This is a genomic window from Pseudonocardia sp. UM4_GMWB1 (assembly GCF_017312155.1).
GTDB classification, from domain to species: domain Bacteria; phylum Actinomycetota; class Actinomycetes; order Mycobacteriales; family Pseudonocardiaceae; genus Pseudonocardia; species Pseudonocardia alni.
Genome location: NZ_QJPN01000001.1, coordinates 5440927 through 5462091 on the forward strand (window position 1 = coordinate 5440927; position 21165 = coordinate 5462091).

Consider the following 21165-nt stretch of genomic DNA (forward strand, 5'->3'; position numbering starts at 1 on the left):
GGCTTGGACGACGCCCGGCCCGGATCGGTTCCGCCGACCCGGCGGTGATCGTCGTTCCGGCACCGGGGACCGCGCGTCAGGTCCGCAGCAGATCCACCAGCTCGGCGACGACGGCCCGGTCGGCGTCGAGCCAGCCCAGGGCCGCCACCTCGTGCGGCCCCACCCAGCGCAGCGCCCGGTGCTCGCGGGCCTCCGGCTCCGGGGAGCCGGCCGCCGCCCGGGCGGTGTGGATCCGCAGCACGCGTCGCCCGATCGGCAGGTCGGTGCCCAGCCGCTCCCCGACCACCACCCGGGCGCCCAGCTCCTCGGCGCACTCCCGGACCAGCGCCTGCTGCTCGCTCTCGCCGTCCTCGACGCCGCCGCCGGGCAGCTCCCAGCGTCCCGCCAGCTCGGCCGGGTAGGAGCGCTGGGCGACGAGCAGCCTGCCGTCGCGGACGATCGCCGCTCCCACGACCACCCCGGCCCGGCCCAGCTCCGCGACCCGCTCGGCGAGCACGTCACGGCGGGCCCGGAGCAGCCGCGCCCCGTAGTGGCGCAGCACCGGGTCGGAGAGGCGGCCGAGCGCACCGAGGGGCGGCTCCCAGGTGAGCTCGTCGTGGACATGACTGCAGCCGCCGTCCGCGGGCGTGACCCGGGTCGAGTGCCGCAGCACCGCCGCCGGACCCGCCGCCAGCTCCGACCACAACCCGTCGGCCCCGGCGCGGGTGATCCGGGTCCGGCAGGCCGGGAACCCGCCGGGCAGCGCGACCCGGATCTCGTCCCCGGCCACGAGCAGCGCCGACGGTGCGGTGAACCGGGCGCCCACCCGCGCGACCGCGCGGGCCGAGGGGGCGGATTCACGCAGCACCCCCGCGACGAGTCGGGGCGGTCCGTCCACATGATGGTCCAGGCTCAGCACCGGCACACCGCTGATCCTCGCAGCCGTACCCGCACCCGGCCGGGCCGACCGATCTCGCCGAAACGGCCCGCTCGCGGCGCTGCACGGTCACGCTGGATCCCGTGTACCGGACGTCCGCCCCCGCCGACTCCCCCGAGCCGACCGCCGCGCCCCGCCCACCGGCCGTGCGCGCGATCGGCCTGTCCCGCGGTTTCGGCGCGGTGCGCGCGGTCGACGGGGTGGACCTCGACGTGCCGATGGGCGCAGTCCTCGGGCTGCTCGGCCCCAACGGCGCGGGCAAGACGACGCTCATGCGGATGCTGCTCGGGCTGCTCGCCCCCACCGACGGCGACGTCGAGCTGCTCGGACGGCGGCTGCCGTACCGCGCGTCGGAGGTGCTGCCGCACGTCGGAGCCCTGGTCGACGCGCCCGCATTGCACCCGCACCGCACCGGCCGGCAGAACCTCCTGCGGGCCGCGGCCGCCGAACCGCTGCTGGACTCGGCACGGATCCCGGCCGCCGTCGACGCCGTGCTGCGCCGGGTCGGGCTCGCCGAGGCGGCCGACCGCCGTGCCGGTGAGTACTCCTCGGGGATGCGGCGGCGCCTCGGTCTGGCCGTGCCGCTGCTGACCCGGCGACGTCTGGTCGTGCTCGACGAGCCGACCGACGGGCTGGACCCGGCGGGGACCCGCGAGGTGCGCAGGCTGATCGCTGAGATGAACGCCGCGGGCGCGACGGTGATCGTCAGCTCGCACCTGCTCGGGGAGATCGAGGCGACCTGCAGCCACGTCGCGGTGCTCCGGGCCGGGCGCCTGCTGTGCGCCGGCCCGCTCGACGAGCTCGTCGACTCCGGCCCGTCGGCGCTGGTGGTGACGACGCCGGACGGCGAGCGCGCCGTCGCGGCCCTGCTGGCCCGGGGCATCGACGCCGAGCCGGGAGCCCGGGACCGGGTGTTCGTGCCGGCCGGGCCCGCCGCGCCGGACGTCGTCGCGACGCTGGTGCACGCGGGTGTCGCCGTGCACGGGGTGACCCGGCCCGCCGCCCGGCTGGAGGAATTCTTCGCCCGGCTCACCGGGGAACCGGCCCCGGCGGGTGCCGGGTACGGAGCGGGACGGTGAGCGCGGGCGTGCGTCCCGAGCACACCCGGGGCACCGCGGCTCCCCGGCCCGACGACGACTGGGCCGCCGCCCCCCTCCCCCGGACCGGGCCGTCTCCCTCGGAGGCACCGGCGCGGGTGCGGTCCGCGGGCTCCACCCGCCCGCGCTCCGGCCCGACGGCACGCCGCCCCACCTCGGCGCCCTTCGGCCGGCTGCTCCGCTCGGAGCTGGAGCTGGCGCTGCTGCGTCCGCGCACCGCGGTCGTCCTCGCGGCGGTCGCACTGGTGCCGCTGCTGGCGACGATCGCGCTCGCCACCGACGCCGGCCGCCTGTCCTTCGCACTCGGGACCCTGACGGTCGCGCTGTCCGAACCCGCGGCGTTCGCGCTCGGGATGCCCGTGGTGCTCGTGGCGGCCGACGCGTTCGCCGCGGAGCGTGCCCGCGGCACCCTCGACGCGTTGCGGTTGTCCCCCGTCGGCCCGGGACGGCTGCTCGGGCTCAAGGCCGCCGCGGTCGCGGTGACCTCGCTGCTCGCCGCGGCGACGACGGTCGTCTCCGCCCTGGTCTGCGGCGGCCTCGCCCTGGGTGCCGGCCCGTTCGGGGTGGGCGCCACCGTGGCCCGGGCCCTGGTGCTCACCGGCTGGGCCGCGGTGCAGCTGTGCGGGCTCGGGATGCTGCTGCTGGCGATGTCGGCGCTGGTCCGGCGACCCGCCGGGGTGGTCGCGACCGGTCTGGCCGCGCTGACCGTCGCGCCGCTGGCGACCGTGCTGTGGGAGCCGATCGCTCCGGTCCTGCCGTCCGGGCACTGGCACGAGGTCCTGGCCGGGATCCTCGCGGTGCCCGCCGACCCGTCGGCCCTGTGGGCGACCACGGCGCGGGCGGCCGGCTTCGCCGTCGCCGGGGCGGGTGCCGTGGTCTTCGCCCTGACCCGCCGCGACGGATGAGCGCTCCCGGCCGGTCGCCGCTCCACCGGAGCGGGCTGCTCCACCGGGAGGATTCGGACACCCTCCACCGCGACGGGGTGCGCCGTCTGCGCCACGATGGGGCGATGCCCACCCCGACGCTCACCGACGCCGAGATCGCCGACGCCCTGCAGAAGCTGCCCGGTTGGGACCGCGACGGCGACTCCATCGTCCGCACCGCCACCCTGCCCGACTTCGAGGCCGCGATCGCGGTGGTGGACCGGGTCGCCGAGGACGCCGAGGCCGCCGACCACCACCCGGACATCGACATCCGCTACGCCACGCTGACGTTCCGGCTGTCCACGCACTCCGAGGGCGGACTGACCGCGAAGGACGTCGACCTCGCCGCGCAGATCTCCGACCGGCTCAGCACCGCGGGCGGCTGAGCCGCCCCGGGCGGCCGCCGCTCCGGGAACGGGCGGACGCCGCTCAGAACCGCCGGTTGGCCAGCACCGGGATCTGCTCGCGCACGGTCGTGGCCGCCGCCGGGTCCACGTCGACCACGAGCAGCCCGGGCTCGGCGCCGAGTGCGTCGACGACCTCGCCGCGCGGGCCGGCGACCAGGCTGTACCCGATCCCGGTCGGCGCCTTGCCGTGCTCGCGGCCGACCGTCGTCGGGTCGGCCTGGTCGCACGCGACGACGAACGAGCCGGTGTCGAGCGCACGGGCCCGCACCAGCAGCTCCCACTGCTCGCGCTTGCCCGGGCCCGCGCCCCAGGAGGCGGGTACCAGCAGCACGGTGGCGCCGCTGTCGGCGAGGCGCTGGTACAGACCGGGGAAGCGCACGTCGTAGCAGGTGGACAGGCCGACCGTGACCGGCTCGTCACCGCCCACCCCGACCACGACCGGCTCGGTGCCGGGCTCGACGGTGTCGGACTCGGCGAAGCCGAACGCGTCGAACATGTGGATCTTGTCGTAGTGGGTGTCCACACCGCCGCCGGTGGCGAGCAGAGTGTTGCGGACCCGGCCGTCCCCGGACGGGGTGAACATCCCCGCGACGACGGTGGTCCCGGCCGCCGCGGCGACCTCGCGGACCCGCGTCGCCCACGGTCCGTCCAGCGGCTGCGCGACCGGGCCGAGCGCGACCCCGAAGCAGCACATGGTGGCCTCGGGGAACAGCACGAGCTGCGCGCCTGCGTCGGCGGCCGCGCGGGTGCGGCGCTCCACCTCGGCGAGGTTCTCCTCGGGATCCGGGGTGGACACGATCTGGGCGAGGGCGATCCGCATGTGCCGGTGGTACCACGCCTGCCGCCGGCGTGGGGTACGGTCGGTGCGTGCTGAACGCGTACTACTGGTTTCGCCGGCCGGCCCGGGATGGGCTGGCAGGTGCCGTAGCGCGCTGACCTCCATCCCCTCGAGCCGGCATTCCAGACCGGCTCGGTCGAGGTGATCCGGGGCGGTCCGCCGGGTAAGGACCACCGTCTCCGATGAGTGCGAGCACCACCCCCCTGCAGGTCGCCCCGACCGACGACCGCCGCATCGAGCGGATCAGCCCGCTGATCTCGCCCGCACTGCTGCGGCACGACCTGCCCTGCGACCCCCGGGTCGCCGAGACCGTCACCCGCGGCCGCGCCGCGGTCACCGACATCCTCGACGGCGACGACGACCGCCTGCTCGTCGTCGTCGGGCCGTGCTCGGTGCACGACCCGGACGCCGCCCTGGACTACGCCCACCGCCTCGCCGCCCGGGCCGAGGAGCTGTCCGGTGAGCTGTGCGTGGTCATGCGTACCTACTTCGAGAAGCCGCGCACGACCGTCGGCTGGAAGGGCCTGATCAACGACCCGGGCCTGGACGGCACCTTCGACGTGAACCGCGGACTGCGCACCGCGCGCACGCTGCTGCTCGACATCTCCGCGCTCGGGCTGCCGGTCGGCTGCGAGTTCCTCGACCCGATCACCCCGCAGTACATCGCCGACGTGGTCACCTGGGGCTCGATCGGCGCCCGCACCGCGGAGAGCCAGGTGCACCGCCAGCTGGTCAGCGGCCTGTCGATGCCGGTCGGGATCAAGAACGCCACCGACGGCGACATCCGCGCCGCGATCGACGGGATGCGCGCGGCCGCGGCGTCGCACGTGTTCATGGGGGTGAACGCCGACGGGCTCGCCGGCCTGGTCACCACCACCGGCAACCCGGACACCCACGTCATCCTGCGCGGCGGGGCCACCCCCAACTACTCGGCCGCCGACGTCGCCGCGACCGCCGACGGGCTGCGTGCGGCGGGCCTGCCGGAGCGGGTCGTCGTCGACGCCAGCCACGGCAACAGCGGCAAGGACCACGTGCGGCAGGCCGGCGTCGTCGCGGAGCTGGCCGAGCGGATCGCGACCGGCGAGCGGGCCGTCACCGGGCTGATGATGGAGAGCTTCCTGGAGGCGGGACGCCAGGAGCTGGGCCCGGACATGGTCCGCGGCCGCTCGGTGACCGACGCCTGCATGTCCTGGGGCACCACCGACGAGCTCCTGGGCACGCTCGCCGACGCCGTGCGCCGCGGCCGCCGCTGAGCCCCGGGCCGCTCACCCCGGGCCGTCCAGCCGATCGAGGACCCGCCGGCGCAGCAGCTCGTACTGCGCGCGGCAGCGCCGCGGCGGGCCCTCCGGGCGCACGACCACCCGGGGCGGGTGGACCGTCTCCCCCGTGGCGAACTGGTCCCGGGTGAGGTCCACCTCGGCGCCGCCGGGCAGCCGGTTCCACCAGTGGTAGCCCTGCAGGCGGCCGTCGGCCTGCCACACCTCGGCCAGCAGCAGGTCACCGCCGAACAGGTCGTGCAGGACCAGTGCCGTCGCCCCGCACTGGCCCCGCGACGGACGGTCCGGGGTCCAGTCGGTGACGTCCGCGACGTCGCAGGTGTCGCGGCTCCAGGAGGCGCGCAGCGCGGCCGCCACCCGGGCCGGGACGGGTGGCGAGGCCGGGGGCGACGGCAGGGCGCTGGTCATGGCTCCGACGCTACGACCGACCCCCGACAGTTCCGCGCCGCCGCAGGTCAGCCGACCGGCGGAGCGAGGTGCCTGGCCATCAGGACGTCGTCGACGGCGACCCCGTCGATCACGAACTCGGCGCGCAGCACCCCCTCCTCGACGAAGCCGCAGCGGCGGTACAGCTCCCGGGCCCGGGTGTTCGGGCCGAGGACCCGCAGCGTGACCTTGCGGCCGCCGCTCTCGCGGGCGCGGGCCACCGCGGCGTCGACCAGCGCGCGGCCGACGCCGCGGCCGGTGTGCCCGGGGTGCACCGCCAGACCTCCGATGCAGCGGACGTGGTCGTGCGCCGTGACCGCGGGCGGAGCGGCCCCGACGATCACATACCCGGCCACGGCGCCGTCGTCGTCGGCGACGAGAACGTCCCCGACCGCTGTCCGGTCGAGGAACGGCTCGGGCCGCGGCGGGGCCGGGCTGACCTCCGCGGTCCAGGTCAGGGCGTCGATCCGGGTCAGCCCGGGGTCGTCCGAGGGTGTGGCGGGCCGGACGGTCAGCACCGCGGGGCCGGACGGCCGACGGGCCGGTCCATCCGCGTCTCGCTGATGCCGTCGGGCCGCTCGACGACGCCGCGGTCGACGAACCCGAGCCGCCGGTAGAACGCCGCGGCGCGGTCGTTGCCGATCACCACGTGCAGTGCCAGCGTCCGCGCGCCCCACCCGGCGGCGCGGTCGAGGACCGCGTCGACGAGTGCGGTCGCGGCGCCGTCCCCGCGTGCGTGCGGGGCGACCCACAGGGCGATGAGGTCGGCGACGCCGTCGCCGTCCGGCGGGACGGCCACGACCTGACCGGCGGGGCGGCCGCCGACCTCGACCACCAGGTACCGGCCGGGCGCGGCCAGCCGGTCACGCCACTCCCGCTCCCCCGCGCCGAGCCAGTCGGTGAGCCGGCTGTGGAACGCGTCGGGCGCCTCGGCCAGGGCGGCGAGGCGCAGGTCGCGCCAGGTCTCCCAGTCGTCGGGCCCCAGCTCCCGGACGGTGATCACGCATGGCCTCCCGGACGGACGGAGGCGCCGAACCTAGCAGCGTCCCGGAGCGGTCCCGCCGCGTGTCCGGCGATCGACAATCCTGATGAGGTTGGTCCGGACGGCGCAACATCGGCCCGCTGTCCGGCGAGACGACCGGCATGACCGCGCCGCGCCGCCGCACCCGCCCCACCGGACCCCGTCTGCTGCTGGCCGGCGCCGTCCTCGCGCTCGCCCTGTCCGGGACCGGGGTCGCCGGGCCCGCCTCCGCGGGCACCGGCTGTTCCGCGGCCTGGACCGCGGCCGGATGTCCCTGATCCCGCCCGGCAGGCAACCGGACGCCCGATTCGGTACGAACTCCAGTCATGCTGCCCGAACCGCGCCACCGCGCCCGGACGCTCCTGTCCGCCTGGTCCACCGGCCCACGCCGCATGATCGCGATGCTGGCCGTGCTGGTACTGGTCGCCCTCGGCATCGTCGGGGGGCTGACGATCGGCCGGATGTCCGACAGCCCGGCCCTGGCCGGCGAGCCGGGGACGGCCGCGCTCGGCCCGCTCACCGGCCCGCCGACGTTGTACGGGCGGGTGCAGCGGGTCGTGGACCCGGCGACGGTCGTGGTGGACGTCGGGGGCCGTCCGGTGACGGTGTCGGTGATCGGCGTGGACACCGCGTCGACGCCGCCGTGCGCGCGGGCCGACGCGCAGCGGTTCGCCCAGGATTTCCTCGACGGTCAGGAGGTCACGCTGGTGCCGGACCCGACGCTGCCCGCTCCGGCGGCGGACGCCCCGACGTGGCCCGCGTACCTCGTGATCGGGACACAGCAGTCCTACACCGACGCTGCGCTCGTCGCGGGCTGGGTGGACCCGGGGCAGGGCCGCTACCGGCCGGGCTTCGAGGCCGGGCAGCGCATCGCGCAGGACCGGCGGGCCGGCATGTGGGGGCCGCCGTGCAACCGGACGTCCTGACCGCACGGCGACGCGGTGGGCCCTCGCAACCGGGTGTCACCCGTTCGGCAGAATGGTGAGCGTGGATCCCCGGGCGGTGCGCACACGACGGCGTCTCCAGGACGCGCTGCTCGCGCTGGCCAGGGAGCGCGCCCTCGAGGCGATCACGATCGCCGACGTCGCGGAGCACGCGTCGGTGAACCGCAGCAGCTTCTACCAGCACTACACCGACAAGGAGATGCTGCTGGCCGACGCGCTCGCCAACCGGGCGGCGGACGCCGGAGCGGACCTGTCGGACCTGTCGATGGACGACATCGGGCCCGAGCCGCCCGCGGCGCTGCTGCGCTGGTTCATCCATCTGGCCGAGCACGCCCCGCTGTACCGGCAGGCGCTCGGCGGTGCCGCGGCGCCGGACGCAGCGGCCGGGATGCGCCGCCGGATGCAGTCGGTCGTCGCCGACACGACGGTGCGGCTGGGTGTCTCCGAGGACGCGTTCGGCATGCCGCTGGACGTGTTCGCCGCCGGCCTGACCTGGACGCTGCTCGGGGTCGCGGCCAGCTGGCTGGAACGGGACCCGCTGCCCCCACCCGACGTCGCGGCCGGGTGGGCGTGGCGGATGCTGGTCCGCCGGGACTTCTGAGCTCCGCTCGGAGGGGCCGGTCGGCCGTACCGCCCGGGCCGGGTCAAGCGGCCCGGGCGGTACGCGCCTCGCGGGTGTCCCGCGGAGCTCAGCCCTGGACGATGCCGGAGTTGCCCTGGTCGACCGTGGTGGTGGACTGCGACACCGGGCCGCTGGACAGCAGGCCGCCGATGTTGATCGACGGGTTGACGGTGGCCGCGACGTCGACCAGGCCGCCACGCTGCGAGGCGTGCCCGCCACCGCCGTGCTTGCCGCCGGACTGCAGGATCCCGCTGTTGGAGTCGTCGACGGTGGTGGTCGACTGCTGCACCGGGCCGGAGTTCAGGATGCCGCCGACGTTGGCCGACGGGCTGACGTCCAGGCCCAGCCCGACCAGGTCGTCGACCTGCACGGCGTCGCCCGCGCCGCAGCCGCTCTGCACGATGCCGGAGTTGGACCGGTCGAGCGTGGTGGTGTCCTGGGAGACCGCACCCTGGTTCAGGATGCCGCCGATGTTCAGCTGCGGGTCGACGGCCGCGTCGAGGCCGAGCAGTCCACCCTTCTGCGAGGCGGACGACGGCGCGCAGTCGCCGCCCTTGTCGTGGTGCTTGCCGCCGTCGCCGTAGTCACCGGCGAAGGCCATTCCGGCCGAGCCCAGGACCAGCGGGACGGACAGGACGCCGGCGGTGGCGATCCGCCGGGCGTTACGACGGGCGGGGGTCGTCTCGGGGGCGTTCATGGCACTCCTTCTGTGGCGATGTGATCCGGCCGTCGTACTGACACTCCGTCACTGGCCGGTGCCGCAGAACGTACGGACGCCCATCACCGAAGCGAGAGCACCCCCTCGTTCGGGCGGCGTTATGCCCGTTTCGGTGCGCCCGAACCGACCGTTCGCCGCTGATCAACTACACACAGTGCTATCCGTCAGGTGTCGTTTAGCTACTCTCCGTGGAAGATCTACAGCTCGCCGATCGTTACAGAAAGGCGCCGAGAAGTGGGGTGGATCACAGCAGCGCAACGACGGGACGGAACGGGCGTCTCTAGCTCCCGGAGTCACCACCGGACCCGCCCGGTAGTTCTCCGACACCCGCCGCCACCTGCGGGAATGGGCCGTCCGGCGCGACGGGACTCGACCGTTCGTCGCGCGGGGTGCGGCCGTCGGGTGTGTATCGATCGCCGAACGGCGGCACCACACGGGACTGGACAGCCTTTCGCACCAGACTGTCGCACGCCGGCGCGGTCGCTCACGATGGTCAACGACGTGGTCCGTCCGGAGTAACGCTGTCGATGCAGATCACTCCTCCGCCGGGTCGACCTGCCGCAGCGCGGGCCACGACGGTGTCCGCGGGCCGCAAACCCGGTGACGCACCGGACGGATGACCGCGATCCTGGGCGGGTGCACATCGGACTGCGACGCCTCGACGAGCCCCTGCTGGCGGCGTTGTGCGACACGGCGGCCGCCGGGGCGGACCCGCTCGAGGTGATGCCGCCGGTGCCCGGCCCACCCGGCTGGACGACGCCGCGGCGCGCGGCGTTCGTCGCGTTCCACCGGGAGCGGTCGGTCGCGGCGCAGGTGCCGGTGGAGCGGACCTGGGCCGTCGTCGTCGACGGGGAGGTGGCCGGGGCGGCGCGGCTGGAACCGGTCGAGGGCGGCGAGGAGGCCGGGATCTGGCTGGCCCGGCCGTGGCGTGCTCGCGGGGTCGGCGGGGCGGTGCTCCGGATGCTCGTGGCACGCGCCGACGGCCCGGTCGTCGCGGAGACGAGCCCGGCCAACGCCGCGGCGGTCGCGGTGCTGCGCGGGCTGGGGGCGGACGTGACCGTCGACGACGACGCCGTGCACGGCCGGCTGGACTGAACCGGCCGTGGATCATGGCGACATGGGCGTCCTCGCCGCCGGCCGGCGGCACTCGGCCGGGCTACGGGCGGACGGGACCGTCGTCGCGGTCGGGGACGGCCGCGCCGGGGAGTGCGCCGTCGACGGCTGGACCGGCGTCGTCGCCGTCGCGGTGGGGAACGTCCACACCGCCCGCAACACCGGCCGCGCGCACACCGTCGGGCTGCACGCCGACGGCACGGTCCTGGCCACCGGTCGCGACGACGACGGCGAGTGCGCCGTCGCCGGCTGGCACGGGGTCGTCGCGGTCGCCGCGGGGTGGCGCCGCACGCTGGGGCTGCGCGCCGACGGCACCGTGCTCGCCGCGGGGCGCGCCGCCGAGGGCGCGTGCGCGGTCGACGGGTGGCGCGGGGTCCGGGCTCTGAGCTGCGGCGACTGGCACTCCGTCGGGCTGTGCGACGACGGCACCGCGGTCGCCACCGGCAACGACCGGTACGGCCAGTGCGCGGTCGGCGGATGGCGCGACCTGGTCGCGGTGTCCGCCGGATACCTGCACACCGTGGGGCTGCGGGCCGACGGCACGGTCGTGACCACCGGGCGGGGCGGCGGCGACGTCGCGGGATGGCACGACGTCGTCGCGGTGTCCGCGGGCAGCGGTCACACGGTGGGGCTGCGTGCGGACGGGACGGCCGTGGCCGCCGGGGACGACGACCTCGGACAGTGCGCCGTCGGGACCTGGCGGGACGTGGTGGCCGTCGCCGCCGGGTCGGCGCACACGATCGGGCTGCGGGCCGACGGGACCGTCGTCGCCGCGGGCGAGGGCTCCGGCGGCCGCTGCGATGTCGACGGCTGGACCCTTGCCGTCACCGCACCGGGCGGATCCTCGGGTGCGTGATCAGCCCGTCGCGGGAGGTGAGGTCGGCCGGCCGGTGTCCACCACCCGGCCCGGGTGACCGATCACTTCCGGACGCCCTCCCGGTCGTACCGGTCATGCCCTCCGCACACACCGCACGCCGCATGTTCGGGCTGACCGAGCCGATCTGCCTGGCCACCTACCTCGCCGACGAGCCGAACGAGGAGCTGGCCGCGCTCGGCCACCGCACCTACTGGGACGGCTACTTCGCGAGCCGGGCCGCGCCGCTCGGCCGGGTCCCGGCCGAGGTCGTGCACGCGGCGTTCTACAGCTTCGCCGACGGCGAGGCCGCCCGGCACATCCCGAGCGCCTGGGCGACGGTCCCGCCGGAGGAGTCCTTCGCCGCGTGGCGACGGGGCAGCGTCGCGGCGCTGCGCCGGATCCTCGGCGCCGAGCTGTCCGGTTCGCCCGGCGTGGCCCGGGCCGCCGACCTGCTCACCACCGCCGCGACGAGCGCCCCCACCGAGGGCCGGGTGATGTACGCGGGGATGCGCACCCTGGAGGTCCCCGGCGACCCGCTGACCCGGCTGTGGCAGTCCGCGACGACGCTGCGCGAGCACCGCGGCGACGGGCACGTCACCGCCCTGCTCACCGAGCGGATCGGTGGCACCGAGGCCCACCTGTTGTCCGCGCTGGACATGGGCGTCCACCCGCCGGAGACGTTCGGGCGCGTGCACCACCTGCCGGCGGCCCGGCTGGCCGATGTCATGTCCGGTCTGCGGCGACGCGGCCTGGTCGACGACGACGGGTGGCTCACCGACGCGGGCCGGGAGGTCACGGCGCGCGTGGAGGCGCTGACCGACGAGCTCGCCGCGCCGCCGTACGCGGCCCTGTCCGACGCGGAGCTCGACGAGCTGGTCGCGGAGCTGGAGCCGCTGTCCACGATGATGACGGCGGCCTGGTCGCAGTGACCGCCGGTCAGGGCAGCAGCACCGCCACCGCCGCCCGCGCCTGCCGCGCCGGATCCGGGCTCCCGCCGATCGCCGCGGTCACCATCGCCCCCTCCGCGAGCAGGCAGACCGGCTCGACGGGATCCACGCCGGCCGCCGACGCCCACTCCCCGAGCTGCCGGTGGAACAGCTCCTTGTGGCTGCGCACCTCGCGCAGCACCGGCTCCGAGGTGCTGCCGAGCTCGCCGTAGGCGTTGATCCACGCGCAGCCGCGGAACCCGGGCCGGGTGAACCACTCCCCCAGCCAGTCGAAGACGGCGAGCAGCCGCTGCCGCGGGCCCCCGACCCGGGTCACGTACGCCGCCAGGTCGCCTCGCCAGCGCTCGTCGCGCCGACGGAGCACCGCGACGACGAGGTCCTCCTTGGACGGGAAGTCCCGGTAGATCCGCGTGAGCGGGAGCCCCGACGCCGACCTGACCTGGTCCATCCCGACGGCCCGGATGCCGCGCTCGTAGAACAGCAGCTCCGCTGCGTCCAGCAGGGCGTCCCGGTCGAGACGGGCCTGCTCCTCGGTGATGGCCGCGGGCACCGATGACCTCCTTGACATCGAGAACGATCGTTCCCTACCTTACCGGAGCAGATCGAGAACGCTCGTTCTCGACTGACCGAGGAGACAGTCGTGACCGATGGCCGTCCGCCCTACCCGCCGTTCACCGCGGAGACCGCGCGCCAGAAGGTGCAGGCCGCCGAGGACGCCTGGAACACCCGGGACCCCGAGCGCGTCGCGGGCGCGTACACACCGGACTCGGTGTGGCGCAACCGCGACACCTTCGCCACCGGCCGGCAGGAGATCGTCGAGCTGCTGACGGCGAAGTGGCAGCGCGAGCAGGACTACGCGCTGCGCAAGAGCCTGTGGGCGTTCGACGACAACCGCATCGCCGTCCGATTCCAGTACGAGTCCCGCGACGCCGACGGCCGATGGTGGCGCAGCTACGGAAACGAGCTGTGGGAGTTCGACGAGCTGGGACTCATGCGGCGGCGCGAGGCCAGCATCAACGACGTCCCGATCACCGAGGCGGAGCGGCGGATCCACGGCCCGCGCCCCGAGTCCGAGCGGGGTGTCGACATCCCGCTGCGGTGAGCGGGGTCAGACGAAGTCGGCGCCGATGGTGTTCCGCATCCGGGTGAGCAGGTCCTGCTGCTCCCGCCCGGGCTGGTCCGGCGCGGCGGGCCGGATGCGGCCCTCGACGTCGTGCAGCGGGATGTCCGAGCGCCCGATCGGGGAGATGCGGGCCATCGACCAGCGGGAGAACACCCGGTCCTCCACCGTCGCCGACTCGACGACCGACACATCGGTGTGCCGGTCGTCCTCCCGGATCTTCTCGAAGAGCTCGGTGACGACCGTCTCGTCGCCCTCCAGGGTCTGGACGAACCAGTTGTCGGAGATCAGCAGCGCCCCGGTGACACCGGCCTTCTTGTTCTTCGACCGGGCCACGTCGAAGATCTCGGCGAGAACCTCGTCGCGGCGCTCGCGCGGCACCGTGCTGTGACTGCGGTAGATCAACCGGTGGACCTGCTCGGCCATGTGGGTTCCCCCGTGTCGGTCGGGCCGCGTCACCGGGTCGGGCGCGGAACCGTCACGAGCCCGGACCCGGGTGATCGTCACGGCGGATCCGACGGTAGTGGCGTGGGACACACTGCGGTGTCGCGATATGAGACAGCGCGTCGGGAGATCGGGCGGCAGCGGGCCCCGTCGAACCGGACCGGCAGCGGAGCGCCCCCGTCGGTGACGTCGCGCCGGGCGCCGCGACGGGTCAGCAGTCGCTCCGGGGCACCAGACCCCGCTCGCACAGGTACTGCATCTGGGTCTCGCCGCTGGTCGGCGCCCGGCCCGCGGACGTGCCCGGGTCGAGATACCCCTGGTATGCCGAGCACGACGGGTCGAACCGCCCGGCGGCCATCGCCCGTGCCGCGCAGTCGTCACCGGACGTCCTCGCCCGGCTCTCCTCCGCCGCCCGCGCCTCGGCGGCCGCAGCCCGGTCCATCGCCCGGCGGGCCGCGACGATCGCGCCGTCCACCGCCGCACCCGGCTCGGCCCGGGACAGCACACCGGCGGCGGGCGCGAACGGGACGGACACCGAAGCGGCCGCGGACTCCGGGGTGGTGACCCGCTCGGCGCCGGACGCGGCGGCGCACGCGCTGGTGGCGAACACGGCGGCGACGACGGCCGCCACGGCGAAGCGGCCCATGCCCATCGTCGTTCCCCCAGCCGGTCACACCGGCCCCGCCCCGGGGCCGGCCCACAGTGTCGTGGGTGGCGCGACGACGGTCAGCGTGTACGCCGGATCGTCACCCCTTCTGATGAGGGATGACGGGCGGGACCGCCGCGGGTCAGACGTTGAACCGGAACGAATCAGCACGATCCACGGACCTGCGGTGTTCGCGATCGCATACGGCGTGACCTGCGTGAACGTGGGTTAACACCTGTCGCTGCCTATCGCCCGTAGTGAATCTGCTGACGAACAACTGACGAACGCCCTCCGGCTCTGCCCGCCCACCGCAGAAGGCGCCTGGTGCCATCCCGTCGACAGTGGCCCCACCCGACCTTGCTGTGCCGTGGGGGCAACCGGCGCTGGTCTCAAGCCCCGTGGCCCGCTGCACGATCCCGGCGCCGCCGTGGTTCTGGCGTTGCGCCGCTTGGCCGTGCGCTACCAGCACCTCACCGATGAGATCCGCGACGCCGACCGCGACCTGCACGGGCTCGTCACCGACGCCGCGCCTGCTCGCGCTGGTGGGGGTCGGCACCGAAGTCGCCGGCCAGTTGCTCACCACCGCCGGGGCCAACCCGCAGCGGATGCGCTCGGAGGCCGCGTTCGCCCATCTTTGCGGCGTCGCTCCGATCCCGGCCAGCAGCGGCAAGACCATCCGCCACCGGCTGAACCGCGGCGGTGACCGCGGCGCGAACAACGCGCTCCACGCCGTGGTGCTGTCCCGGATGCGCTGTGATCCACGCACTCGCGCCTACTTCGACCGGCGCACCGCGGAGGGCCTGTCCAAGAACGACATCATCCGGTGCCTCAAGCGCTACCTGGCGCGAGTTCTACCAGGCGCTGCTCACACCTACCCGTCCTCGTCGTCCCAGCTCACCCAGTGGGGCAGGTGGGCGGGTCAACCCTGAAACGCCGCAGGCGCGCGCAGCGGGGTTGAAGCGCCTGCCTGCCCCACGGACCATCCCAGCGGACGAAGGACACCCCGGTCATCGTTTCTTGACAGGACAAGTCAGGAGCATCCTGCCCGCCCGGCGAGGGCATGCTCGGCTTTAGGTGAACTGAGACCGCCAGGACTGATGCGCGACTGGCGGGCATCCGTACCCCTTCAAACCACCCGAATTACGTGCTTCGACCGACTGATCCCAAACTGCCGAGCGGAAGCCTGGCGGTCTCGGGGATCAAGCTGACGGCGACGAGTGACACGACACCGGCCGCAATGAGTATCAGTGCCGGAGCGACGTCGATACCGGTGATCGCGACTAGCCAAACCGAAATCATGGGCGTTGTGCCCCCGAATAGTGCAATCGATATATTGTAACCGATTGAGAACGCCGTGTAACGGACGCGCGTGGCGAACAGCTCAATCATCGCCGCGAAAGGCGCGCCGGAGAACGTGCCGAAAAGAAGACCCAGCAGTACCTGGGACAAGATCACGCTTCCGGTGTCGCCCGACGACATCAGCACGAAGATCGGGTAGGCAAGAAGAATATAGCCGATACACGCTGCGGCGACGACCGGCCGCCGGCCGATCCGGTCGGACAGCGAGGCTGTGATCGGGATGACGGCGATCGCGATTCCGAGGGCAATCATCATCATGACCAGCGCGCTGCCGCGTTCGAAATTGTGGACCGTCGCCAGATAGGTGGGAATGTATGTCAGGACCATGTAGAAGCCTGCCGCATGCATCGTAGTGAGGGCGAGACAAAGAGTGATGCCACGAACGTTCCCCTTCACAGTCTCGCGCAACGGGGAGCCGGTGTGCTCACCGGCGGCGACCAAGGCCCGGAACTCGGGAGTGTCTTCAACCTTCAGGCGCAGGTAGAGACCGATGAGCCCGAGCGGGAGCGCGAGTAGGAACGGCACGCGCCATCCCCAAGTGACCATCTCCTCCTGCGACAGTGTCGCGCTCAGTACGGTGACGAAGACTGCCCCGGCGAACGCACCAGGCAGTGCCGACATGTTCACCCATCCGACTTGAAACCCGCGGCGGTGCGCCGGGGCGTACTCGGCGAGGAAGACCACCGCACCGCCGACCTCTCCACCGGCTGAGAGGCCCTGGATGATCCGAAGGAGCACCAGAAGGACGGGCGCCGCGACGCCGATGCTCGCGTAGCCGGGTAGAAGTCCGGTCACGAAGGTTGCTACGGAGATCAGTATGACGACCGCGGCCAACGTCTTCTGCCTGCCGATCCGGTCGCCGATGCTGCCAAAGACTATGCCTCCGATCGGTCTGACGATGAAGGCCAGGGCGAATGCGGCGAACGAGGCGAGTATTGACGCAGTCGGGTCGGTAGACGGAAAAAAGATCACTCCGAGTGTCGCCGCGAGGTATCCGTATACCGTGTAGTCGTACCATTCTACGGCGTTCCCGATGGATGCCGCGACTATCGCTCGGCGGCGGGTCGAGGCGGTTACGGGGGCCGGAGCCGCCTCGGCGCTGCCGTTCTCGTAGAGCTCCATTTCTCGGTCCTCCCGGGAAAATGGGGTGATTGACGTGTGGCCGCACGAATGGCCCGAAACTGGGAGTGAACTGGCCAAGGCTCGGACCGTGTAGAAGCAACGGGCTCGTCCATGGCGGGCACCGCTGACGATGTGTTCTCGGTACCGCAACTGACGCGGACACGTGCATCGCGAGCCGGGCGGCCCGTAGCCGCCCGTGCCCCGACTCCTGATCGTCAGGTCGCCTCAGCTGGCGGGCTGCAACAGCACTCCCGGGTTGAGGACACCGGCTGGGTCGAGCGCTCGTTTGGCGCCGGCGAGTGCGCTCGCGAACAGCTCCGGCCGCTGCCGGTCGTACCAGGGTCGATGATCGCGACCGACGGCGTGGTGGTGGGTGATCGTCGCGTGGTGCTTGACGAGAACCTCCGATACTGCCGACTTGATCTCGTCCCATTGGGACAAGACGCTCCCCCATTTGCCAGGGGCGTAGACGCCGTAGTAGGGCGCCGGGCCGTCCGGGTACACATGCGTGAACCGGCAGGTGAGCAGGCCTGAGCCCGTGACGTCTGCGAACGCGTGCTGCGCTGCCTCGGTGACGGCAGCGTGCAACGCGGGGAAGGCATCCCACGTGCAGGAGGTCTCAAAGGTCTCGAGGATCATCGATCGCCTCGCCAGCGCATCCCGGTGGTAGGGCATGCGCAGGAACGACGTCCGCCACGCCTGTGCGGGGCTAGCGCTCCGGTTCTCCACGGGGTCGTGGACCGTGCCGCCGTGCTGTCGGCACAGCTCGGTAGCTCGGGCCAGATGGGTGTCGACCGGGTGATCTGCGGACTCGAACCCGAGCACGAGCACCCCGCCCCCCGTCGTGATCCCGGCGTTGAGCGCGCTTTCAACCGTGTCGAGCAAGCGGCAGTTGGCAGGGTCTAGGCCGCTCTGCGCGACGGCTCGGGTAGCCTCCACAGCTTCCTCGAACGAGTCGAAAATCACCGACGCTCCGGCGCGGTGTACCGGTCGTTCCTGCAGCCGCATCCAGGCCTCGGTGATTAATCCGAGAGTGCCCTCCGATCCAAGGAACATCCGGTCGGGTGATGGGCCGGCGCCCGAGCCGGGTAGCCGCCACGACTCGCCGACCCCGGTCGGGCTGACCACGCGCATGGACTCGACCATGTCATCGATATGGGTCAGCCGGGTCGCATAGTGTCCACCAGCCCTGGTCGCCAGCCAGCCGCCGAGCGTCGAAAACTCGAAGGACTGAGACCGTGTTTGAGAAGGGTCGGCGTGTCTGCGCCGCGCGGGCCGCGCTCTGGTCCATCGTGGACGGGTGGCTCGGCGTCAGCGGCGGTATCCCTCGGACACCAGCGATGAGCAGTGGGCGTTGATCGAACCGCTGTTGCCCGAGGCCGGGGCGGGTGGGCGTCCGGAGAAGCACCCGCGCCGGGACGTGGTCGACGCGATCCTCTACGTCGTGCGGGCGGGGTGCGCTTGGCGGGCTCTACCAGCGGACTTCCCGCCCTGGCAGACCGTCTACTGGTATTTCAACCGGTGGGAACAGCAGAAGGTCACCGAGAAGATCCTCCCGGTCGTGCGCCGTCAGCTACGTGCCGACGAGGGGCGGGACCCGGAACCGAGCGCGGGGATCATCGACTCGCAGTCGGTGAAGGGTGCCGACACCGTCGGGCAGGACTCGCGCGGCTTCGACGCAGGGAAGAAGATCAACGGCCGGAAGCGGTTCATCGTGACCGACACCCTGGGCCTGCTGTTGACCACGGTGGTGTGCTCGGCGTCGGTGCAGGACCGCGACGGGGCGAAGTCGATCCTGCTCGACCTGTACCTGCGCACCAGGGTGCGGTTCGTCTACGCCGACGCCGGGTTCGCCGGACGCCTGCTGGAGTGGGCGAACACGATCCTGCGCACCAGCGTCGAGGTCGTGCGCAAACCGCCTGAGCAGCGCGGGTTCGCCGTCCTCCCGCGCCGCTGGGTGGTCGAGCGGACACTGGCCTGGCTGACCGCACACCGCCGTCTGGCCCGCGACTACGAACGCCACCCCGCCGTCTCCGAGGCCATGATCCGCTGGGCCGCGATCAACACCATCACCCGCCGCATCGCCCGCGGCAAGCCGGCCGCCCGCCAACAGAAATACGTCTTCACACCCGCGACTTGATCTTCTCAAACACGCTCTGAGGAAAGTGGCGCAAAGAGAGTCCGTGGGGGCGTAGCGCATTCTCCAGATCGGGGCCCAGGACGCCGGCCTGGATCCGGGCCGCCCTGCTGGTGTGGTCGATCTCGAGGACCTGATTGAGCCTCCCGAGATCCAGCGTGACCGTAGCCGGGAAATCGGTGAACCGGGGCTCGACGCCCCCGACAACCGAGCTACCGCCACCGTAGGGAATCACGGCGTGGCGGTTCTCGGTGCACCAGTCGAGCACGTCGATGATGTCCTGCTCGTTCTGTGGTCGAATCACAAGGTCCGGTGCGTGGGACATGTCTCCCTGCAGGTTCCGGGCCACGTCGCGAAATCCTTTGCCGTGCGCATGCGATGCACGGTCAAGCAGGTCGTCCGAGCACAAGGAGGCCAGAGAGGAAGGCGGCGTCGCACGTGCCGCTGGAAGGTTCAGCGCCGTGACCTCGGGCGGTTGGTGGTCGGTCAGGTCGGCGTTAGGCAGCAGTGCGGTGATCCGCGCCAGCAAGGCCTCGAGTTCTGGCCCGGTGGCTGCATCTTCGATGGTGCCCCATCCCCACCAGGAACGCGTCCGCGCGGTCTCCGTGGTCGCGTCGTTTCCGCTTTCACGCATGCGTTGTCTCCTTCGTTAGTTCGCGCTTGAGGATCTTTCCGGTGGCCGTCATAGGCAGCGTGTCGCGAAACTCGACGAACCTTGGGTACTTGTAGGCCGCCAGGTTATCCTTGCACCACGCAATCAATTCGTCCTCGCCTATCTCGGCGCCGGATTCGCAAATGACATACGCCTTAACCTCCTCGCCGTATTGCTCGTCGCGCACCCCCACTACGGCCGCGAGGCTCACAGCCGGATGAGTCACGAGCACTTCCTCGACCTCTCTCGGGTACACGTTGAAGCCGCCGCGGATGATCATCTCTTTGCTGCGGTCGACAATATAGACGCAGCCGGCCGCGTCCTGCTTGCCGATGTCCCCGGTCCGAAACCAGCCGTGGGCATCGATGGCATCAGCCGTGGATTGAGGGCGGTTCAAGTAACCCTTGGTCACGTTGTGGCCACGGATACACACCTCTCCGAGTTCTTCGGGGGCCGCCTGGCTCCCGTCCGCTGAACGGATTCTCACCTCCACACCCCATACCGGCCGCCCGACCGATCCGGGACAGCGTGGCTCGTCGAGCCGATTGAATGTGGAAATCGGGCTGGTCTCCGACAGGCCGTACCCTTCGAGGATTGGCACGCCGAAAGTCCGCTCAAGACCAGTAAGCACTTCGATCGGGAGCGGAGCGCCACCAGCGAGGCATACCCGCAACGCATGGTCAACGTCTGACGGGGCGAGTCGTTCCCGCGCGTGCTTAAGCAATTGCCAGAACATGGTCGGCACGCCGGCGAATACCGTAATCTTCTCACGACGCATGATTTGGAATGCTTCGGCGGCGTCGAAGCGCGGCTGGAGGACGATCGTCGCGCCGTTCGCGAAGCCCGCGTTCATCTGGACCGTCTGACCGAACGAGTGGAAGAGCGGCAGCGAGGCCAAGTGTACGTCGTGCGAGTGGCGACCGACCACCCGATCAACGAGAAGCGCATTAAGCACCAGGTTGCTGTGAGTCATCTCCGCGCCTTTTGGCTTTCCGGTTGTTCCGCTCGTATAGAGAACCACCGCCGTGTCAGTTTCGCAAATGGGTGGGGTTGCAGACTCCTGCACTCCCCAGCGCCGCAGGTCGTCGAGCGTCGACACCTCAGTGTGTTCCAGCTGACGGGGCGCACTTGCCCGAATAAGTACGAAATGCACGCAGCCCGCTGCGGACTGGAACGCCGACCACCCGCTCCTTCCAGACGGGAGGTCAGCGGTGCCTTCATAACACAGGTACGTCTTCGCTCCCGAGTCCTCGAGGTGGAAAGCAATCTCGCGCGCGGTCAGCAGCACGTTCAATGGGACGACAACCGCTCCGGCCTTCAGAACGCCGTAGTAGGCGACCGGAAAGGCGGGCACGTTCGGACACGTCAATGCGACGCGGTCACCCGGTCGAACGCCACGAGCCAGCAGCCCTCGCGCCACTTCGTCCGTAGCTCGGTCGAGCTGGGCGTAGCTCAGGCGCTCGTCACCGAGCACCACCGCATCACGATCGGGGAACTCACGCGCGGCATGTTCGAGCAGGACAGCGAGATTGAACATCCGGATCTCCACGGCTCTGTGGGTGAGACACCACACCGTGGCC

General features: G+C 72.3%; 24 protein-coding genes and 2 pseudogenes. 13 read left to right on the forward strand and 13 right to left on the reverse strand.

Going from position 1 to position 21165, the window contains the following annotated elements:
• Positions 1-76: 76 nt before the first annotated feature.
• Complete coding sequence (locus DMP15_RS25465) at positions 77-904, reverse strand: NUDIX domain-containing protein (protein ID WP_301549114.1); 828 nt, start codon at positions 902-904, stop codon at positions 77-79.
• Between the two features lie 95 nt (positions 905-999).
• Between DMP15_RS25465 and DMP15_RS25470 the strand changes: the two genes are divergently transcribed.
• From DMP15_RS25470 to DMP15_RS25480, 3 genes are all read left to right on the forward strand, one after another.
• A complete protein-coding gene (locus tag DMP15_RS25470; RefSeq protein WP_379672675.1) occupies positions 1000-1995 on the forward strand; it encodes an ABC transporter ATP-binding protein in 996 nt (331 codons plus the stop codon).
• Positions 1992-2918 (forward strand): ABC transporter permease, encoded by a 927-nt coding sequence (locus tag DMP15_RS25475; RefSeq protein WP_100879681.1) that lies wholly within the window; start codon positions 1992-1994, stop codon positions 2916-2918. Before DMP15_RS25470 ends, DMP15_RS25475 begins: the two co-directional genes overlap by 4 nt.
• 104 nt (positions 2919-3022) lie before the next feature.
• A complete protein-coding gene (locus DMP15_RS25480) occupies positions 3023-3322 on the forward strand; it encodes a 4a-hydroxytetrahydrobiopterin dehydratase (RefSeq protein ID WP_062400425.1) in 300 nt (99 codons plus the stop codon).
• A gap of 43 nt (positions 3323-3365) precedes the next feature.
• Here the strand turns inward: DMP15_RS25480 and DMP15_RS25485 are convergent, their stop codons facing one another.
• Positions 3366-4163: a carbon-nitrogen hydrolase family protein gene (locus DMP15_RS25485; RefSeq protein ID WP_100879680.1), complete on the reverse strand. Its 798-nt coding sequence runs from the start codon at positions 4161-4163 to the stop codon at positions 3366-3368.
• Positions 4164-4363: 200 nt separating this feature from the next.
• On the opposite strand from DMP15_RS25485, the gene DMP15_RS25490 reads away from it, so the two are divergent.
• Complete coding sequence (locus DMP15_RS25490; RefSeq protein WP_100879679.1) at positions 4364-5434, forward strand: 3-deoxy-7-phosphoheptulonate synthase; 1071 nt, start codon at positions 4364-4366, stop codon at positions 5432-5434.
• 12 nt (positions 5435-5446) lie between these two features.
• On the opposite strand, the gene DMP15_RS25495 is transcribed toward DMP15_RS25490, so the two are convergent.
• From DMP15_RS25495 to DMP15_RS25505, 3 genes are read right to left on the reverse strand one after another with little or no spacing between them, the layout of a single operon-like run.
• A complete protein-coding gene (locus tag DMP15_RS25495) occupies positions 5447-5866 on the reverse strand; it encodes a YunG family protein (protein WP_208623043.1) in 420 nt (139 codons plus the stop codon).
• A gap of 47 nt (positions 5867-5913) precedes the next feature.
• A complete protein-coding gene (locus tag DMP15_RS25500) occupies positions 5914-6402 on the reverse strand; it encodes a GNAT family N-acetyltransferase (RefSeq protein ID WP_073577718.1) in 489 nt (162 codons plus the stop codon).
• Positions 6396-6887: a GNAT family N-acetyltransferase gene (locus DMP15_RS25505; RefSeq protein ID WP_073577717.1), complete on the reverse strand. Its 492-nt coding sequence runs from the start codon at positions 6885-6887 to the stop codon at positions 6396-6398. Before DMP15_RS25505 ends, DMP15_RS25500 begins: the two co-directional genes overlap by 7 nt.
• A gap of 140 nt (positions 6888-7027) precedes the next feature.
• Between DMP15_RS25505 and DMP15_RS25510 the strand changes: the two genes are divergently transcribed.
• The 3 genes from DMP15_RS25510 to DMP15_RS25520 all read left to right on the forward strand — a co-directional run bounded on the left by DMP15_RS25510 (position 7028) and on the right by DMP15_RS25520 (position 8450).
• Positions 7028-7183 (forward strand): hypothetical protein, encoded by a 156-nt coding sequence (locus tag DMP15_RS25510; protein WP_157818474.1) that lies wholly within the window; start codon positions 7028-7030, stop codon positions 7181-7183.
• A 48-nt stretch (positions 7184-7231) separates the two neighbouring features.
• Entirely contained in the window at positions 7232-7831 is a 600-nt protein-coding gene (locus tag DMP15_RS25515) for a thermonuclease family protein (protein ID WP_100879677.1), read from the forward strand.
• A gap of 61 nt (positions 7832-7892) precedes the next feature.
• Positions 7893-8450: a TetR/AcrR family transcriptional regulator gene (locus DMP15_RS25520; protein ID WP_157818473.1), complete on the forward strand. Its 558-nt coding sequence runs from the start codon at positions 7893-7895 to the stop codon at positions 8448-8450.
• A gap of 88 nt (positions 8451-8538) precedes the next feature.
• Here DMP15_RS25520 and DMP15_RS25525 read toward each other — a convergent pair whose 3' ends face one another.
• Positions 8539-9168 (reverse strand): hypothetical protein, encoded by a 630-nt coding sequence (locus DMP15_RS25525; RefSeq protein WP_179761018.1) that lies wholly within the window; start codon positions 9166-9168, stop codon positions 8539-8541.
• A gap of 657 nt (positions 9169-9825) precedes the next feature.
• Here DMP15_RS25525 and DMP15_RS25530 point away from each other — a divergent pair.
• The 3 genes from DMP15_RS25530 to DMP15_RS25540 all read left to right on the forward strand — a co-directional run bounded on the left by DMP15_RS25530 (position 9826) and on the right by DMP15_RS25540 (position 12087).
• Entirely contained in the window at positions 9826-10284 is a 459-nt protein-coding gene (locus DMP15_RS25530) for a GNAT family N-acetyltransferase (protein WP_337826544.1), read from the forward strand.
• 22 nt (positions 10285-10306) lie between these two features.
• Positions 10307-11158 carry an RCC1 domain-containing protein gene (locus DMP15_RS25535; protein ID WP_337826545.1) on the forward strand — a complete coding sequence of 284 codons (852 nt, stop codon included), beginning with the start codon at positions 10307-10309 and terminating at the stop codon, positions 11156-11158.
• Between the two features lie 95 nt (positions 11159-11253).
• Positions 11254-12087 carry an SCO6745 family protein gene (locus tag DMP15_RS25540; protein ID WP_337826546.1) on the forward strand — a complete coding sequence of 278 codons (834 nt, stop codon included), beginning with the start codon at positions 11254-11256 and terminating at the stop codon, positions 12085-12087.
• Positions 12088-12094: 7 nt separating this feature from the next.
• Here the strand turns inward: DMP15_RS25540 and DMP15_RS25545 are convergent, their stop codons facing one another.
• On the reverse strand, positions 12095-12655 hold the full coding sequence (locus DMP15_RS25545) for a TetR/AcrR family transcriptional regulator (RefSeq protein ID WP_337826547.1): 561 nt from the start codon (positions 12653-12655) through the stop codon (positions 12095-12097).
• A 90-nt stretch (positions 12656-12745) separates the two neighbouring features.
• Here DMP15_RS25545 and DMP15_RS25550 point away from each other — a divergent pair, with 90 nt between their 5' ends.
• Positions 12746-13207: a nuclear transport factor 2 family protein gene (locus DMP15_RS25550; RefSeq protein ID WP_073577711.1), complete on the forward strand. Its 462-nt coding sequence runs from the start codon at positions 12746-12748 to the stop codon at positions 13205-13207.
• 6 nt (positions 13208-13213) lie between these two features.
• On the opposite strand, the gene DMP15_RS25555 is transcribed toward DMP15_RS25550, so the two are convergent.
• On the reverse strand, positions 13214-13651 hold the full coding sequence (locus DMP15_RS25555; protein ID WP_100879672.1) for a BLUF domain-containing protein: 438 nt from the start codon (positions 13649-13651) through the stop codon (positions 13214-13216).
• Positions 13652-13880: 229 nt separating this feature from the next.
• Entirely contained in the window at positions 13881-14315 is a 435-nt protein-coding gene (locus DMP15_RS25560) for a hypothetical protein (protein WP_179761020.1), read from the reverse strand.
• 412 nt (positions 14316-14727) lie between these two features.
• On the opposite strand from DMP15_RS25560, the pseudogene DMP15_RS25565 reads away from it, so the two are divergent.
• Positions 14728-15244, forward strand: a pseudogene (locus tag DMP15_RS25565) (transposase); the annotation flags it as partial.
• 211 nt (positions 15245-15455) lie between these two features.
• Here the strand turns inward: DMP15_RS25565 and DMP15_RS25570 are convergent.
• Together DMP15_RS25570 and DMP15_RS25575 are read right to left on the reverse strand one after the other, a co-directional pair.
• The gene (locus DMP15_RS25570) at positions 15456-16796 is read right to left on the reverse strand and encodes an MFS transporter (protein WP_337826548.1); all 1341 of its coding nucleotides are present in this window, start codon (positions 16794-16796) and stop codon (positions 15456-15458) included.
• 225 nt (positions 16797-17021) lie between these two features.
• Entirely contained in the window at positions 17022-17930 is a 909-nt protein-coding gene (locus DMP15_RS25575; RefSeq protein ID WP_337826549.1) for an FAD-binding oxidoreductase, read from the reverse strand.
• 127 nt (positions 17931-18057) lie between these two features.
• Between DMP15_RS25575 and DMP15_RS25580 the strand changes: the two are divergent.
• A pseudogene (locus tag DMP15_RS25580) lies at positions 18058-18991 on the forward strand (IS5 family transposase).
• Here DMP15_RS25580 and DMP15_RS25585 read toward each other — a convergent pair.
• A complete protein-coding gene (locus tag DMP15_RS25585) occupies positions 18920-19567 on the reverse strand; it encodes an FAD-binding oxidoreductase (protein ID WP_337826550.1) in 648 nt (215 codons plus the stop codon). The pseudogene DMP15_RS25580 and the gene DMP15_RS25585 overlap by 72 nt on opposite strands.
• On the reverse strand, positions 19560-21134 hold the full coding sequence (locus DMP15_RS25590) for a long-chain-fatty-acid--CoA ligase (protein WP_337826551.1): 1575 nt from the start codon (positions 21132-21134) through the stop codon (positions 19560-19562). Before DMP15_RS25590 ends, DMP15_RS25585 begins: the two co-directional genes overlap by 8 nt.
• Between the last annotated feature and the right edge of the window lie 31 nt (positions 21135-21165).